This is a genomic window from Pseudomonas sp. REP124 (assembly GCF_020164475.1).
Lineage (GTDB): Bacteria > Pseudomonadota > Gammaproteobacteria > Pseudomonadales > Pseudomonadaceae > Aquipseudomonas.
The window spans coordinates 1-13492 of record NZ_JAIQWX010000084.1 but is presented as its reverse complement, the minus strand read 5'-3'; the positions used below and the strand labels follow the sequence as shown (position 1 = coordinate 13492).

General features: G+C 59.7%; 18 protein-coding genes. 10 read left to right on the top strand and 8 right to left on the bottom strand.

Annotated features, from left to right (window positions below; translation table 11 throughout):
- Positions 1 to 4: 4 nt before the first annotated feature.
- Genes mlaD through K9857_RS19485 form a run of 3 tightly spaced genes read right to left on the bottom strand, consistent with a single transcriptional unit; the run spans position 5 to position 2081 of the window.
- Positions 5 to 472, bottom strand: coding sequence for an outer membrane lipid asymmetry maintenance protein MlaD (gene mlaD, locus K9857_RS19495; protein ID WP_175375947.1), 468 nt, complete (start codon positions 470 to 472; stop codon positions 5 to 7).
- Positions 472 to 1269, bottom strand: coding sequence for a lipid asymmetry maintenance ABC transporter permease subunit MlaE (gene mlaE, locus K9857_RS19490; RefSeq protein WP_175375946.1), 798 nt, complete (start codon positions 1267 to 1269; stop codon positions 472 to 474). The genes mlaD and mlaE overlap by 1 nt, the downstream gene beginning before the upstream one ends.
- Positions 1269 to 2081, bottom strand: a complete 813-nt coding sequence (locus K9857_RS19485) for an ABC transporter ATP-binding protein (protein WP_224538397.1) — start codon at positions 2079 to 2081, stop codon at positions 1269 to 1271. Before K9857_RS19485 ends, mlaE begins: the two co-directional genes overlap by 1 nt.
- 275 nt (positions 2082 to 2356) lie before the next feature.
- Here K9857_RS19485 and K9857_RS19480 point away from each other — a divergent pair, with 275 nt between their 5' ends.
- The 10 genes from K9857_RS19480 to K9857_RS19435 all read left to right on the top strand — a co-directional run bounded on the left by K9857_RS19480 (position 2357) and on the right by K9857_RS19435 (position 9386).
- Positions 2357 to 3331 (top strand): KpsF/GutQ family sugar-phosphate isomerase, encoded by a 975-nt coding sequence (locus K9857_RS19480; protein WP_224538395.1) that lies wholly within the window; start codon positions 2357 to 2359, stop codon positions 3329 to 3331.
- The gene (locus K9857_RS19475) at positions 3332 to 3856 is read left to right on the top strand and encodes a KdsC family phosphatase (RefSeq protein WP_224538393.1); all 525 of its coding nucleotides are present in this window, start codon (positions 3332 to 3334) and stop codon (positions 3854 to 3856) included.
- Positions 3857 to 3864: 8 nt separating this feature from the next.
- Positions 3865 to 4437 carry an LPS export ABC transporter periplasmic protein LptC gene (gene lptC, locus K9857_RS19470; protein ID WP_224538391.1) on the top strand — a complete coding sequence of 191 codons (573 nt, stop codon included), beginning with the start codon at positions 3865 to 3867 and terminating at the stop codon, positions 4435 to 4437.
- Positions 4424 to 4972 carry a lipopolysaccharide transport periplasmic protein LptA gene (lptA, locus tag K9857_RS19465; protein WP_224538390.1) on the top strand — a complete coding sequence of 183 codons (549 nt, stop codon included), beginning with the start codon at positions 4424 to 4426 and terminating at the stop codon, positions 4970 to 4972. Before lptC ends, lptA begins: the two co-directional genes overlap by 14 nt.
- Positions 4973 to 5698 carry an LPS export ABC transporter ATP-binding protein gene (lptB, locus tag K9857_RS19460; RefSeq protein WP_175375940.1) on the top strand — a complete coding sequence of 242 codons (726 nt, stop codon included), beginning with the start codon at positions 4973 to 4975 and terminating at the stop codon, positions 5696 to 5698.
- 182 nt (positions 5699 to 5880) lie between these two features.
- Entirely contained in the window at positions 5881 to 7374 is a 1494-nt protein-coding gene (locus K9857_RS19455; protein ID WP_224538388.1) for an RNA polymerase factor sigma-54, read from the top strand.
- A gap of 75 nt (positions 7375 to 7449) precedes the next feature.
- Positions 7450 to 7758, top strand: coding sequence for a ribosome hibernation-promoting factor, HPF/YfiA family (gene hpf, locus K9857_RS19450; RefSeq protein WP_224538386.1), 309 nt, complete (start codon positions 7450 to 7452; stop codon positions 7756 to 7758).
- A 12-nt stretch (positions 7759 to 7770) separates the two neighbouring features.
- Positions 7771 to 8235: a PTS IIA-like nitrogen regulatory protein PtsN gene (ptsN, locus tag K9857_RS19445; RefSeq protein WP_224538384.1), complete on the top strand. Its 465-nt coding sequence runs from the start codon at positions 7771 to 7773 to the stop codon at positions 8233 to 8235.
- A gap of 2 nt (positions 8236 to 8237) precedes the next feature.
- Positions 8238 to 9095, top strand: coding sequence for an RNase adapter RapZ (rapZ, locus tag K9857_RS19440; RefSeq protein ID WP_224538382.1), 858 nt, complete (start codon positions 8238 to 8240; stop codon positions 9093 to 9095).
- A gap of 15 nt (positions 9096 to 9110) precedes the next feature.
- The gene (locus tag K9857_RS19435) at positions 9111 to 9386 is read left to right on the top strand and encodes an HPr family phosphocarrier protein (protein WP_224538380.1); all 276 of its coding nucleotides are present in this window, start codon (positions 9111 to 9113) and stop codon (positions 9384 to 9386) included.
- A 154-nt stretch (positions 9387 to 9540) separates the two neighbouring features.
- Here K9857_RS19435 and K9857_RS19430 read toward each other — a convergent pair whose 3' ends face one another.
- From K9857_RS19430 to K9857_RS19410, 5 genes are read right to left on the bottom strand one after another with little or no spacing between them, the layout of a single operon-like run.
- Entirely contained in the window at positions 9541 to 10434 is an 894-nt protein-coding gene (locus K9857_RS19430; protein WP_224538378.1) for a ZIP family metal transporter, read from the bottom strand.
- Between the two features lie 29 nt (positions 10435 to 10463).
- Positions 10464 to 11075, bottom strand: coding sequence for a superoxide dismutase (locus K9857_RS19425; RefSeq protein WP_175375934.1), 612 nt, complete (start codon positions 11073 to 11075; stop codon positions 10464 to 10466).
- A 1-nt stretch (position 11076) separates the two neighbouring features.
- Complete coding sequence (locus K9857_RS19420; protein ID WP_224538376.1) at positions 11077 to 11505, bottom strand: hypothetical protein; 429 nt, start codon at positions 11503 to 11505, stop codon at positions 11077 to 11079.
- 28 nt (positions 11506 to 11533) lie between these two features.
- A complete protein-coding gene (locus K9857_RS19415) occupies positions 11534 to 12910 on the bottom strand; it encodes a class II fumarate hydratase (protein ID WP_224538374.1) in 1377 nt (458 codons plus the stop codon).
- A complete protein-coding gene (locus K9857_RS19410) occupies positions 12891 to 13298 on the bottom strand; it encodes a FagA protein (RefSeq protein ID WP_175375931.1) in 408 nt (135 codons plus the stop codon). Before K9857_RS19410 ends, K9857_RS19415 begins: the two co-directional genes overlap by 20 nt.
- Positions 13299 to 13492 lie beyond the last annotated feature (194 nt).

The following is a 13492-nucleotide window of genomic DNA, read 5'->3' as shown; positions in this document are numbered from 1 at the left end:
CTCCTCATTTAGCGTCTTTGCTAACAGTGTTGAGCAGGAATTTACCGATCAGGTCCTCGAGCACCAGTGACGACTGGGTGTCATGGATGGTCCCGCCATCGGCGAGCAGTTTTTCTTCGCCACCCACACTGATGCCGATGTATTTCTCACCCAACAGGCCAGCAGTCAGGATAGATGCAGTGGAATCGGTCGGCAGGTTATCCACCCGTTTTTCCAGCTGCATGGTCACTCGACCGGTGAAACTGTCGCGGTCCAGATCGATCGCCGTGACCTTGCCGATGGTCACACCGGCCATGGTCACTTTAGCTCTGACCGTCAAACCGGCGATATTGTCGAAATAGGCATAAAGTTTATAAGTGTCGGTGCTCGGGCTCGGGGACAAACCACTGACCCGCAGGGCCAGCAGCAGCAAAGCCAGGATGCCGGCCAGCAAGAAAAGGCCGACACCGATTTCCAGGGTGCGGTTTTGCATCAGAAATCTCCAAACATCAAGGCGGTCAAAATAAAGTCCAGGCCGAGCACTGCCAGAGAGGCATATACCACGGTCTTGGTGGTGGCACGACTGATCCCCTCGGAGGTGGGCTCGCAGTCATAGCCTTGGAATACGGCGATCCAGGTCACGACAAAGGCAAAAACCATGCTTTTGATGATGCCGTTGAGCACATCGTCGGCAAAGGTCACGCTGTTCTGCATGTTCGACCAGTAGGAACCTTCATAGACGCCCAGCCAGTCGACGGCCACCCACGAACCGCCCCAGATGCCCACGACGCTGAAAATCATCGCCAGCACCGGCAGGGAAATGAAGCCGGCCCACAGGCGCGGGGCAACGATGTACTTGAGCGGATCGACGCCGATCATTTCCAGGCTGGACAGCTGCTCGGTGGACTTCATGTTGCCGATTTCCGCGGTCAGCGCCGAACCTGCACGACCTGCAAACAGCAGTGCCGTCACCACCGGGCCCAGCTCGCGCAGCAGCGTCAGCGCAACCATCTGCCCGACCGCCTGCTCCGAACCGTAGCTGGAAAGAATGTTGAAGCCCTGCAGCGCCAGCACCATGCCGATGAAAATCCCGGAAACCACGATGATCACCAGCGACATCACGCCAACGGAGTGCAGCTGCTTGACCAGCAGGCCGAAAGCACCGCCGATGCCGCCGCGACCGAGCAAGGCGTGAAACAGGAACAGGGTCGAGCGACCGAACACCGACACGGTGTCGATCCCGGCCTGGCCGAATCGGCGTATGCGTTCTATTAGTGAAATTCTGCGCATCAGCGGCGCTTCCCCAGAAGATCTGCGCGGTAATCCGTCGCTGGAAAGTGGTACGCAACCGGGCCATCGGGTTCGCCGGTCATGAATTGACGAATTTTCGGCTCATCCGAGTTCATCAGTTCCTCAGGCGTGCCCTGCCCCAACACCTGCCCATCGCCCACTACATAGATATAGTCGGCAATGCTCGCGGTTTCGGCCAGATCGTGGGAAACCACGATGCTGGTGATGCCCAGCGCGTCGTTGAGCAGGCGGATCAGGCGCACCAGAACGCCCATGGCGATCGGGTCCTGGCCGACAAAGGGCTCGTCGTACATGAGAATCTGTGGATCCATCGCGATGGCCCGTGCCAGGGCGACACGGCGCTTCATGCCACCGGACAGCTCATCGGGCATCAACTCGATCGCCCCGCGCAGACCAACGGCCTGCAATTTGAGCAGGACAATGTCACGAATCATTTCTTCGGGCAGATCGGTGTGGACGCGTAGCGGAAACGCGACGTTCTCGAAGACATCGAGATCGGTGAACAGGGCACCACTCTGAAACAGCACGCCCATGTGCTTGCGTGCGTCGAACAGATCGCTGCGCGAGAGCTTCGGCAGGTTCTGACCGTTGACCCAGACTTCGCCCGTGGTTGGTCGCAGCTGCGCGCCCATCAACCGCAAAAGCGTCGTCTTGCCGCAACCGGAAGGTCCCATGATGCCGGTGACCTTGCCGCGCGGAATACGGATATCGACGTTATTGAAAATGCTGCGCGCACCGCGCTTGAAGGTCACTCCCTTCAGCTCGACCGCGTAGGCGTTATCGGCACTCATCTAAACTCCTTGCGATGCAACCTCTCACTCGGACGCCTGACTTTCTGACGAAAGCACATACCTCCGGGCGGGCCGAACTGGCGGCGAACTATATCACTGCAAACCCCGGGCGCCCAAGGTCAATGCCGTGTCATATTCTTAGGTATGACAGGCAGAAACCTTCATTTAGAGGGATTTACCGGACAAGGAATGACAAAGCGCGACGAACTAGCGTGAGGGTTTCGATCATAACCGCTATAATCGCCGCCTTTTCATCAGGCTAAACGATTTCTGACATGAGCCAATCCAGCGACCTGATTCAGTCCGCCCAACGCACCATCCGCCTCGAAGTCGAAGCCGTACAAGGCTTGATGCCGCAAATCGACGCGGATTTCGTACGCGCCTGCGAGATGATTCTGGCCAGCAAAGGTCGCGTGGTCGTGGTCGGCATGGGCAAGTCGGGGCATATCGGCAGGAAGATCGCCGCCACCCTGGCCAGCACCGGCACCACCGCGTTTTTCGTCCATCCGGCTGAAGCCAGCCATGGCGACATGGGCATGATCACTCGCGACGACATCATTCTCGCGCTGTCGAACTCCGGCTCCACCAACGAAATCATTACCCTGCTGCCGCTGATCAAGCGCCTGGGCATCCAGCTGATCAGCATGACCGGCAACCCTGACTCTGCGCTGTCCAAAGCCGCCGAGGTCAACCTCAATGTCAACGTCGGCCATGAAGCCTGCCCGCTAAACCTGGCGCCGACCTCCTCGACCACCGCCGCGCTGGTCATGGGCGACGCCCTGGCCGTGGCGCTGCTGGACGCCCGCGGATTCACCGCCGAAGACTTCGCGTTCTCCCATCCGGGCGGCGCACTGGGCCGACGCCTGCTGCTGAAAGTGGAAAGCGTCATGCATGCGGGCCAGGAGCTGCCACAGGTTCAACGTGGCACCCTGCTCAAGGACGCGTTGATGGAAATGACCCGCAAGGGCCTGGGCATGACCGTCATTCTCGAAGCCGACGGCAAGCTGGCCGGGATCTTCACCGACGGCGACTTGCGTCGCACCCTGGATCGTCCCATCGACATTCACAGCGTCACCATCGACGAAGTGATGACGGCCCACGGCAAGACCGCCCGCGCCGAGATGCTCGCCGCCGAAGCGCTGAAAATCATGGAAGATCACCGAATCAACGCACTGGTCGTCGTGGACGATGAAGATCGCCCGATCGGCGCCTTCAACCTCTCCGATCTGCTGCGCGCAGGAGTCATGTAAATGAGCAACGAACTGTTGCAACGCGGCAAAGCGATCAAACTGGCGGTTTTCGACGTCGACGGCGTCCTCACCGACGGGCGCCTGTACTTCCTTGAAGACGGCAGCGAATTCAAGACATTCAACACCCTCGACGGCCAGGGCATCAAGATGCTGATGGCGGCCGGCGTGCAGACCGCCATCATCAGTGGCCGCAAGACACCGGTAGTCGAACGACGCGCGAAGAATCTGGGCATCCCCCACCTGTATCAGGGTCGCGAAGACAAACTGGTGGTGCTGGACGAGCTTCTCGGCCAACTCAACCTAAGCTATGAACAGGTCGCCTACCTGGGTGACGACCTGCCTGACCTGCCGGTGATTCGCCGCGTCGGCCTGGGCATGGCGGTGGCCAATGCCGCCGGCTTCGTGCGCGAACACGCTCACGGCGTGACCCTGGCCCGCGGTGGCGAAGGTGCCGCCCGCGAGTTCTGCGAATTGATCCTGCGCGCCCAGGACCGCCTCGATGCGGCAAACGCCGCGTACCTGTGAGCCTGAACATGTTTAGTAAAAAACTTCGAAATGCCGTGCTGCTGACCTTTATCGCCGCGATTCTGGTCGCAGTCGGTTACTGGAACATCAGCCCGGAACGCTTCCTCGATAAGCCACCGGCCAAGACCACCGAAAGCCCGATCGACTGGTACGCGACCAATACTCACACCCTGCAATACCTCGAAGACGGCAAGGTGCAGTACGAAATGACGTCCGACAAGGCCGAACACGTGAAGGCCACCGACGTCACCCTGGTCACCAAACCTGACCTGAACATGTACCGCGGCACCGATTTTCCGTGGCACGTGACCAGCGAGCGCGGCGAAGTGAACCCGGGTGGCACCGAGGTCGAACTGATCGACAACGTGCGCGTCAAGCGCACCGATGAAAAGAACCGTGATGTGCTGATCACTTCCACTCGCATGACAGTGTTCCCTCAGGAGCAATATGCGCAGACCCAGCAACCCGTTAGAATCGACGGCGCTGGCGGCGTATCGACTGGCGTGGGAATGAAAGCGTATTTGAAGGAAAGCAGGATTCACCTGCTATCGAACGTAAGAGGACAGTATGAGGCTCGTTAAAACTCTCCCTATTTTGCTCGGTCTGAGCGCAGCACTGGGAAGCGTGAGCGCCTGGGCTCTGCCGAACGATCAGCAGCAGCCAATCCGTATTCAGGCCGACGATGCCCAGCTGGACGACAAGAACGGCATTGCCACCTACACCGGCGACGTGATCATCACCCAGGGCTCGATGAAGGTTACCGGCAACAAAGTGACCATGACCCGTGCGCCCAATGGCGACATCGACGTGGTGACCTCGGTGGGCAACCTGGCCTACTTCGAACAATTGCAGACCGCTGGCGACACCAAGCCGGTGCAGGGCTGGGGAGTGACCATCCAGTACCACGCCCAGCAGAACCGTGTGGTGCTGATCGATCGCGCCAAAGTGATCGACAAGGACAACAACACCACCCAGGGCGAGAAAATCGTCTACGACACGGTCAAGAAGCTGGCCAGCGCCGGTCGCGCCACCGGCAGCAACGTCACCGAATCGCGTCCGCGCATCGACATGGTGATCCAGCCGAAAAAGAAAACCGACGAGCAAAAGGCCCCGTAAATGGCAACTCTGAAAGCTCAGCATCTGGCCAAGAGCTACAAGAGCCGCCAGGTCGTGCGTGACGTCAGCCTGTCCATCGACAGCGGTCAGATCGTCGGCCTGCTCGGCCCTAACGGCGCCGGCAAGACCACCTGCTTCTACATGATCGTCGGCCTGGTACGAGCCGATCAGGGCCGCGTGCTGATCGACGACCTGGACGTCAGCCACCAGCCGATGCACGGTCGCGCCAAAGCCGGTATCGGCTACCTGCCGCAGGAAGCATCGATCTTCCGCAAGCTCTCGGTAGCCGACAACATCATGGCGATCCTGGAGACCCGCAAGGAGCTCGACAAGGCAGGCCGTCGTCGCGAACTGGAAAGCCTGCTGCAGGAATTCCACATCAGCCACATTCGCGACAACCTGGGCATGAGCCTGTCCGGTGGTGAACGTCGCCGCGTGGAAATCGCCCGTGCGCTGGCCACCAATCCGAAGTTCATCCTGCTCGACGAACCCTTCGCCGGCGTGGACCCGATCTCGGTCGGCGACATCAAGCAGATCATCCACCACCTCAAGGCCAAGGGCATTGGCGTGCTGATCACCGACCACAACGTCCGCGAGACGCTGGACATCTGCGAAACCGCCTATATCGTCAATGATGGGCAGTTGATTGCAGAAGGCGACTCCGAGACGATCCTGGCCAATGACCTGGTCAAGGAAGTGTATCTGGGCCACGAGTTCCGCCTATAAGCACCTTGGTGCGAGGCTGGTCGACCGAGCGCTTGTCTCGATAAAAAATCAACACTTTTTTATTGTTACAGCGCTCTAGGCAAACACTGCAATATCAGGCATATAATTTGCTTATGTTTGGCGCTCCGGCGCCCTGTAGTGGATGGCGCATGTGCGCCGGAATAAGGTGTTAAGCCCCTGCCATGAAACCATCGCTAGTCTTGAGAATGGGCCAGCAGCTGACGATGACACCGCAGCTGCAACAGGCCATCCGCCTGCTCCAATTGTCGACCCTGGACCTGCAACAGGAAATCCAGGAGGCCCTGGAGTCCAATCCGATGCTCGAACGCCAGGAAGAAGGCGACGACTTCGACAACTCCGATCCGATGGCCGACAACGTCGAACAGAAGCCAAACACGGAAATCCAGGAACCCTCCTACCAGGAAAGCGCACCAACCGTCGACAACCTCGAGGAAGGTGACTGGAACGAACGCATTCCCAACGAACTGCCCGTCGACACCGCCTGGGAAGATGTCTACCAGACCAGCGCCAGCAGCCTGCCCAGCAACGATGACGACGAATGGGACTTCACCACCCGCACGTCGGCCGGTGAAAGCCTGCAAAGCCATCTGCTGTGGCAATTGAACCTGGCGCCGATGTCCGACACCGACCGCCTGATCGCCGTGACCCTGATCGATTGCATCAACAATCAGGGCTACCTCGACGAAACCCTCGAAGAAATCCACGAAGCCTTCGATCCGGAGCTCGACATCGAGCTGGACGAGATCGAAGCCGTCCTGCACCGCATCCAGCAATTCGAACCCGCCGGCATCGGCGCCCGCAACCTGGGCGAATGCCTGCTGCTGCAACTGCGCCAGCTGCCCGCCAAGACCCCTTGGCTTACCGAAGCCAAGCGCCTGGTCACCGACTTCATCGACCTGCTCGGCAGCCGCGATTACAGCCAGCTGATGCGCCGCATGAAGCTCAAGGAAGACGAGCTGCGCCAGGTGATCGAACTGGTCCAGAGCCTCAACCCGCGTCCGGGCTCGCAGATCGAGTCCACCGAAGCCGAATACGTGGTGCCCGACGTGATCGTGCGCAAGGACAACGAGCGCTGGCTGGTGGAACTCAACCAGGAGTCAGTGCCTCGGCTGCGGGTCAACGCCCAGTACGCCGGTTTCGTGCGCCGCGCCGACACCAGCGCCGATAACACCTTCATGCGCAATCAGTTGCAGGAAGCCCGCTGGTTCATCAAGAGCCTGCAGAGCCGCAACGAAACCCTGATGAAAGTGGCCACCCAGATCGTCGAGCATCAGCGCGGCTTCCTGGAGTACGGCGACGAGGCCATGAAGCCGCTGGTCCTGCACGACATCGCCGAAGCGGTGGGCATGCACGAGTCGACGATTTCCCGGGTGACCACCCAGAAATTCATGCATACCCCTCGGGGCATCTACGAGCTGAAATACTTTTTCTCCAGCCACGTCAGCACCTCTGAAGGCGGAGAATGCTCGTCCACGGCGATCCGCGCGATCATCAAAAAACTGGTTGCCGCTGAAAATCAGAAAAAGCCGTTGAGTGACAGCAAGATCGCTGGTTTACTGGAGGCACAAGGCATTCAGGTGGCTCGCCGCACCGTCGCCAAGTACCGCGAATCCCTCGGGATCGCGCCTTCGAGCGAACGCAAGCGGTTGATGTAGGGCCACGCCACAGCGTTCCAGTGGCAGGTAATTTGTGCCTGCCGCTTTATGCACTGGCAACGAAGGAGAAGCTGTATGCAAGTCAACATCAGTGGACACCAACTGGAAGTGACCGAACCTCTTCGCACCTACATCGGCGAAAAACTCGATCGATTGGAGCGACACTTCGACAAGATCACCAACGTGCAGGTCACGATGACGGTCGAAAAACTGAAGCAGAAAATCGAAGCCACCCTGCATATTCCCGGCAGTGAAGTGGTCGCCAACGCGGAACATACCGACATGTACGCAGCGATCGACGCACTGACCGACAAGCTGGACAAACAACTCAAAAAGCATAAGGAAAAGACCCAGAGCCTCCTCCAGGGCGCTACCGGTCGTTAACACTCCCTACCCATGATCCGACTTGAAAATATCCTGACCCCCGGCCGTTCCCTGGTGAACGTGCCGGGAGGCAGTAAAAAGAAAGCCCTCGAACAAATTGCCAACCTTATCCACCGCAGTTTTCCGGATCTGGAGATGCAAGTTGTCTTCGAGGCATTGATTGCCCGTGAAAAACTCGGCTCTACGGGTTTTGGCAACGGCATCGCCATTCCTCATTGCCGCCTCAAGGGTTGCACCTCGCCCATCAGCGCGCTGATGCACCTGGATGCCCCTATCGATTTCGATGCGATCGATGGCGCCCCGGTTGACCTGCTGTTCGTTCTGCTGGTCCCGGAAGCCGCCACCGACGCCCATCTGGAGCTGTTGCGCCAGATCGCCAGCATGCTCGACCGCAAGGATGTGCGCGAAAAACTGCGCAGCGCCCCGAGCAATGAAGCCTTGTATCAGGTTGTCCTGGACGAGCAAAACAGGCCGTAACCATGCGCTTGATCATCGTCAGCGGCCGCTCCGGCTCAGGTAAAAGTACCGCCCTCGATGTACTCGAGGACAACGGCTACTACTGCATAGACAACCTGCCCGCCGGATTGCTGCCTGAACTGGCCGAACGCGCGTTGATCCATACCGAACTGCTGCAACCGCTGGTGGCGGTGTCCATCGACGCCCGCAACCTGCCTAGCCATTTGTCACGATTCCCGGAGTTGTTGGAAGAAGTCCGCAGCCGGCATATCCAGTGCGATGTCCTGTACCTGGATGCCGACGACGAAACCCTGCTCAAGCGTTTCTCGGAAACCCGTCGCCGCCACCCGCTGAGCAATGCAAACCGCTCGCTCGCCGAAGCGATCACCGACGAAAAGATCCTGCTGGACCCGATTGCCGACCTGGCAGATCTGAAACTCGATACCACCAACCTGAACCTGTATCAGCTGCGCGATTCGATCAAGTTGCGCCTGCTGAACCAGCCGGAGCCCGGCACTGCGTTCCTGGTGGAGTCTTTCGGCTTCAAGCGCGGCATGCCGGTGGATGCCGACCTGGTGTTCGATGTGCGCTGCCTGCCCAATCCTTACTGGAAGCCGGAGTTGCGCGCGCAGTCCGGTCTCGATTTACCGGTTGCCGAGTACCTGGCGGCACAGCCGGATGTTGAAGAGATGTTTCAGGACATATCCACTTATTTGCTCAAATGGTTGCCCCGCTTTGCTGCCAGTAATCGCGCCTATGTCACCATTGCCATCGGTTGCACTGGCGGGCATCACCGTTCTGTCTATCTGACCGAACGGCTGGCCAAGACCCTGCAGCAATCTTTGAAGAACGTCCAGGTCCGCCACCGCGACCTCAGCTAAAGGATTCACATCGCGATGCCTGCTCGGGAAATCGAAATCATCAACAAACTGGGTCTGCATGCCCGGGCATCTGCAAAATTCGTCGGGGTCGCCGGCCAATTCAAGGATTGCACCATCCGGGTCGGCCGCACGCCGGAATCCACCGTGGACGGCAAAAGCATCATGGCCATGATGATGCTTGCCGCCGGCAAGGGCACCATGATCCATCTGAGTACCGAAGGTGCGCAGGATCAGGAAGCGATGGATGCGCTGGTGGCCTTGATCAACAACTATTTCGACGAAGGCGAATAACACCGCAGCCCCTGTAGCAGCTGGCGCAGCCTGCGTCCGGCTGCGCAGCAGTCGTAAACCCTGTGGACGCGATTTACCTGAAACACCGAGTAGCCTGATTTTACGACTGCTTCGCAGCCGGACGCAGGCTGCGCCAGCTGCTACAGGGTGCATGTCAGCCCAACGCCGTATCCATCACCATCATCAGGCAAAAGCCGATCAACAACCCAAGGCTGGCCAGCTTGTCGTGACCATTGCGACGCGACTCCGGGATGACCTCGTGAGTCACCACCAGCAACATCGCCCCCGCCGCCAATGCCAGACCCAACGGCAATAGCAATTCAGCCAGGCTCACCAGCCACGCGCACAACAGCGCGAACACCGGTTCGACCAGACCTGACGCCGCACCGATCAGAAACGCCTTGAACCGCGACATCCCTGCCCCAGCCAATACCAAAGCAATCACCAGCCCCTCCGGCACATCCTGCAGGGCAATGCCCATGGCCAGACTGTCGGCGTCCGGCATGCCGCCACCGGCGGACACGCCCACCGCCATGCCTTCGGGAATGTTGTGGGCAATGATCGCGAACACGAACAGCCAGATCCGTGGCGGAATGACCGGACGCTCAAGGGTACCGATGAGCTCTTCCGGGGATGCGCCGGACACCTTGCGATCGACCAGGAACAGGCCGAACGCGCCGAGCATGATGCCGAAACAGATCAGCCCACTGGCGCCCCACGGCGTCATGCCGAGTTTTTCCGCAGCGGCAATGCCGGGCACGATCAGCGAAAACGCGGTCGCCGCCAGCATCACGCCGGCGCCAAATCCCAACAACGTATCGCTGAGCGCCTGGGGCATGCGCCGGATTACCAGTACCGGTACGGCTCCGAGCGCGGTGCCGAGGGCGCAGATTGCACCGCCCTGCAGTGCCCTCGACAACCTCGGCTCCAGATTCAGCCACTCCAGCCCGTGCGCCACCAGCAAGCTCATGCCCGCCAGCACTAACAGCGATCCAAACGCGTAACGAAACATTCGTCCACTTCCGATCGCCAGTGTTTCAGTGCCCATATTCAGCCTTGGATTGTGTGCGGGTGGAGTTAATTCAAAGCAGCCTGATAGCGCGCAGCGACTTCAGGCCAGTTGATCACGTTGTAAAACGCGCTGATGTATTCCGGACGGCGATTCTGATATCGCAGGTAGTAAGCGTGCTCCCAGACATCCAGACCGAGAATCGGCGTGTTGCCGTTCATCAACGGGCTGTCCTGGTTACCACTGCTCTCCACCACCAAAGTCTTCTGCGGTGTGACGCTCAGCCAGGCCCAACCACTGCCGAATCGGGTCAGCGCCGCCTTGGTGAAGGCCTCCTTGAAACTGTCCAGACCGCCCAGTTGCTCGTCGATGGCCTTGGCCAAAGCGCCTTCGGGCTTGCCGCCGCCGTGGGGCGCCATGACTTCCCAGAACAGTGAATGGTTGGCGTGACCGCCGCCCTGGTTGATCACCGCTGCACGCAGTTTCTCCGGCAGTTGCTGCACGGCGGCTACCAGTTTTTCCACCGGCCATTCGGCGAACTCGGTGCCTTCGACCGCAGCGTTCAGGTTGTTGATGTAGGTCTGGTGATGCTTGGTGTAGTGAATCTCCATGGTCTGCGCATCGATGTGCGGTTCCAGGGCGTCGTAGGCGTACGGCAAAGCAGGCAAGGTAAAAGCCATTTCAATGAACTCCATGATGGTGAGGCGTAGGCAAAGCGGCATCGATGGGCAGCAAGCGATGGGTGCGCGGGTATTCGCCGTGTTCGCTGATGAAATTCAGCAGTTCGACATAGGTCTTGCTGCTCTGACGCAACGCGGCTTCGCGCAAGGCTTGCGGCAACCGCGGTTCCTGCATGACCTGCAACAGCCGCTGATGGATTGCGCACAGGTATTCGGCGCTCTCCTCCGGCTGATTCAGACGCAGATGCAGGTCCGCCAGGTTGTGATGGGAAATCACGCAGGCCGCCACCGCTTCATCGGCATTCGCCCAGCGCTCGAACAGCACCTGAGCCAGGGCCAACGCCTGCAAGTAAGCCTCGCGGGCATCGACCAGTTCACCTTGCATGAAAAAACGATTGGCTCTTTCGATCGTACGTTTCCAGTGCTCCATGGTGTACCTCCAAGGCGGCAGCGGGGTTTTACACGCCGCCTGCGGTGAGTTTTTCCGGGTTGAGCAGCTCTTCCAGCTGGCTGCGGGACAGGTTGGTGTATTCCAGCGCGACATCGATCACCGGGCGCCCCTGGGCGTAGGCCTTCTTCGCGATCTCCGCGGCCTTCTGGTAGCCGATGATCGGGTTCAGCGCGGTCACCAGAATCGGGTTGCGCGACAGGGCTTCCTTGAGACGGGACTCGTTGACCTTGAAGCTGGCAATGGCCTTTTCACCGAGCAGGCGGCTGGCGTTGGCGAGCAACTCGATGCTGCTCAGCAGGTTCTGGGCGACGATCGGCAGCATCACGTTCAGCTCGAAGTTGCCCGACTGACCGGCGATGGTGATGACCGTGTCGTTGCCGATCACCTGGGCGGCGACCATGGCGGTGGCTTCCGGAATCACCGGATTGACCTTGCCCGGCATGATCGAAGAGCCGGGTTGCAGCGCTTCGAGTTCGATTTCACCGAGACCGGCCAGGGGACCGGAATTCATCCAGCGCAGATCGTTGGCGATTTTCATCAGCGATACCGCAGTCGCCTTGAGCTGACCGGAAACCGCGACGGCGGTGTCCTGGGAACCGATCAGGGCAAACAGGTCCACGCCCGGGGTGAATTCCACCTTGGTCAGTTGGCTCAACTGCTGGCTGAAACGCGCCGCGAACTCGGGATGCGCATTGATCCCGGTGCCCACCGCCGTGCCGCCCTGCGCCAGGGATTGCAGGCTTGGCTGCAGGCCTTGCAGGTGACCGATATTGGCTTTGAGCTGCTGCGCCCAGCCGTTGAGTACCTGGCTCAGGCGCACCGGCATGGCATCCATCAGATGGGTGCGGCCGGTCTTTACGTGGTGATGCACTTGCCCGGCCTTTTGTTCGATTACCTGCACCAGGCCGTTCAGGGCCGGCAGCAACTGCTCGTGCAAGGCCAGCGCGGCGCTGACGTGGATGGTGGTCGGGATGATGTCGTTGCTGCTCTGGCCGCAGTTGACGTGATCGTTCGGGTTCACCGGCTCGCCCAGCAGGCGGCTGGCAAGGGTGGCGATCACTTCGTTGGCGTTCATGTTGGAACTGGTGCCGGAACCGGTCTGGAAGATATCCACCGGGAAGTGCTGCATGAAATCGCCTTCGAGCAGACCTTGCGCCGCATCGACGATGGCTTTGCCCTGGGACGGGCTGATCTGCTTGAGCTCGATGTTGGCCCGGGCTGCCGCAGCCTTGGCCAGGATCAGCGCTCGAATGAATTGCTCCGGCATCGGCTTGCCGCTGATCGGGAAGTTATCCACAGCACGTTGGGTCTGTGCACCGTAGAGGGCGTCTTCCGGGACCTGAAGCTCGCCCATGCTGTCGCGCTCAATACGTGTCTTGGTCATCTGTAAATCCTTGCACCAGTTCGATAAGAGGGATGGAGGGTTGCAACTCGCAGGTCGCCAGTTGCCAGGTGTAGCTCTGCCAGCGTTTGAGCCGGCATTTGCAGAGGGAGAGGCGTTCCAGCTCGCGCAGCGGGCGCCAGGCTTGATCCAGGCAGTAGGTGCGCCAGTGCCAGGGCAGCGCCACATCGGCGGCCGTGTCGAGCAACAAGCGGAAAGAGGTTTCAGCGACGGTCCAGGCAGAGGTGGCCGTGCAACACGCCAGATACCGGCCTTCGGCCAGGTAATGTTCGATCAGGCGGGGTTCGTCGGGATCCATCGCGCAACGGATCTGGCGACTCATCCAGCGCCAGTTTTCGAGGTAGGGCTGCTCGTGCAAGGCAGAACTCATGATCCGGGCTCATTCGATAATGAGATTTATTATTAGATGATAATGAGAACCAAAACAACCCCGCACGGATCAGAGGAATCATTGTGGGAGCGAGCCTGCTCGCGATGCGATTGATCATTCAACACAGGCGTCGGCTGACAGACCGCTATCGCGAGCAGGCTCGCTCCCACAGGGTTTCGTTTTCGGCCAATAAA

What these genes read in the sequence shown, in the direction of transcription:
- K9857_RS19475 (WP_224538393.1), top strand. Translation starts at nt 3,332, where the DNA reads ATGAGCAACGAACTGTTGCAACGCGGCAAAGCGATCAAACTGGCGGTT.
- K9857_RS19430 (WP_224538378.1), bottom strand. Translation starts at nt 10,434, where the DNA reads ATGGGCACTGAAACACTGGCGATCGGAAGTGGACGAATGTTTCGTTAC.
- K9857_RS19420 (WP_224538376.1), bottom strand. Translation starts at nt 11,505, where the DNA reads ATGGAGCACTGGAAACGTACGATCGAAAGAGCCAATCGTTTTTTCATG.
- hpf (WP_224538386.1), top strand. Translation starts at nt 7,450, where the DNA reads ATGCAAGTCAACATCAGTGGACACCAACTGGAAGTGACCGAACCTCTT.
- lptC (WP_224538391.1), top strand. Translation starts at nt 3,865, where the DNA reads ATGTTTAGTAAAAAACTTCGAAATGCCGTGCTGCTGACCTTTATCGCC.
- mlaE (WP_175375946.1), bottom strand. Translation starts at nt 1,269, where the DNA reads ATGCGCAGAATTTCACTAATAGAACGCATACGCCGATTCGGCCAGGCC.
- ptsN (WP_224538384.1), top strand. Translation starts at nt 7,771, where the DNA reads ATGATCCGACTTGAAAATATCCTGACCCCCGGCCGTTCCCTGGTGAAC.
- K9857_RS19455 (WP_224538388.1), top strand. Translation starts at nt 5,881, where the DNA reads ATGAAACCATCGCTAGTCTTGAGAATGGGCCAGCAGCTGACGATGACA.
- lptA (WP_224538390.1), top strand. Translation starts at nt 4,424, where the DNA reads ATGAGGCTCGTTAAAACTCTCCCTATTTTGCTCGGTCTGAGCGCAGCA.
- K9857_RS19480 (WP_224538395.1), top strand. Translation starts at nt 2,357, where the DNA reads ATGAGCCAATCCAGCGACCTGATTCAGTCCGCCCAACGCACCATCCGC.
- K9857_RS19415 (WP_224538374.1), bottom strand. Translation starts at nt 12,910, where the DNA reads ATGACCAAGACACGTATTGAGCGCGACAGCATGGGCGAGCTTCAGGTC.
- K9857_RS19425 (WP_175375934.1), bottom strand. Translation starts at nt 11,075, where the DNA reads ATGGCTTTTACCTTGCCTGCTTTGCCGTACGCCTACGACGCCCTGGAA.
- mlaD (WP_175375947.1), bottom strand. Translation starts at nt 472, where the DNA reads ATGCAAAACCGCACCCTGGAAATCGGTGTCGGCCTTTTCTTGCTGGCC.
- K9857_RS19485 (WP_224538397.1), bottom strand. Translation starts at nt 2,081, where the DNA reads ATGAGTGCCGATAACGCCTACGCGGTCGAGCTGAAGGGAGTGACCTTC.
- lptB (WP_175375940.1), top strand. Translation starts at nt 4,973, where the DNA reads ATGGCAACTCTGAAAGCTCAGCATCTGGCCAAGAGCTACAAGAGCCGC.
- rapZ (WP_224538382.1), top strand. Translation starts at nt 8,238, where the DNA reads ATGCGCTTGATCATCGTCAGCGGCCGCTCCGGCTCAGGTAAAAGTACC.
- K9857_RS19435 (WP_224538380.1), top strand. Translation starts at nt 9,111, where the DNA reads ATGCCTGCTCGGGAAATCGAAATCATCAACAAACTGGGTCTGCATGCC.
- K9857_RS19410 (WP_175375931.1), bottom strand. Translation starts at nt 13,298, where the DNA reads ATGAGTTCTGCCTTGCACGAGCAGCCCTACCTCGAAAACTGGCGCTGG.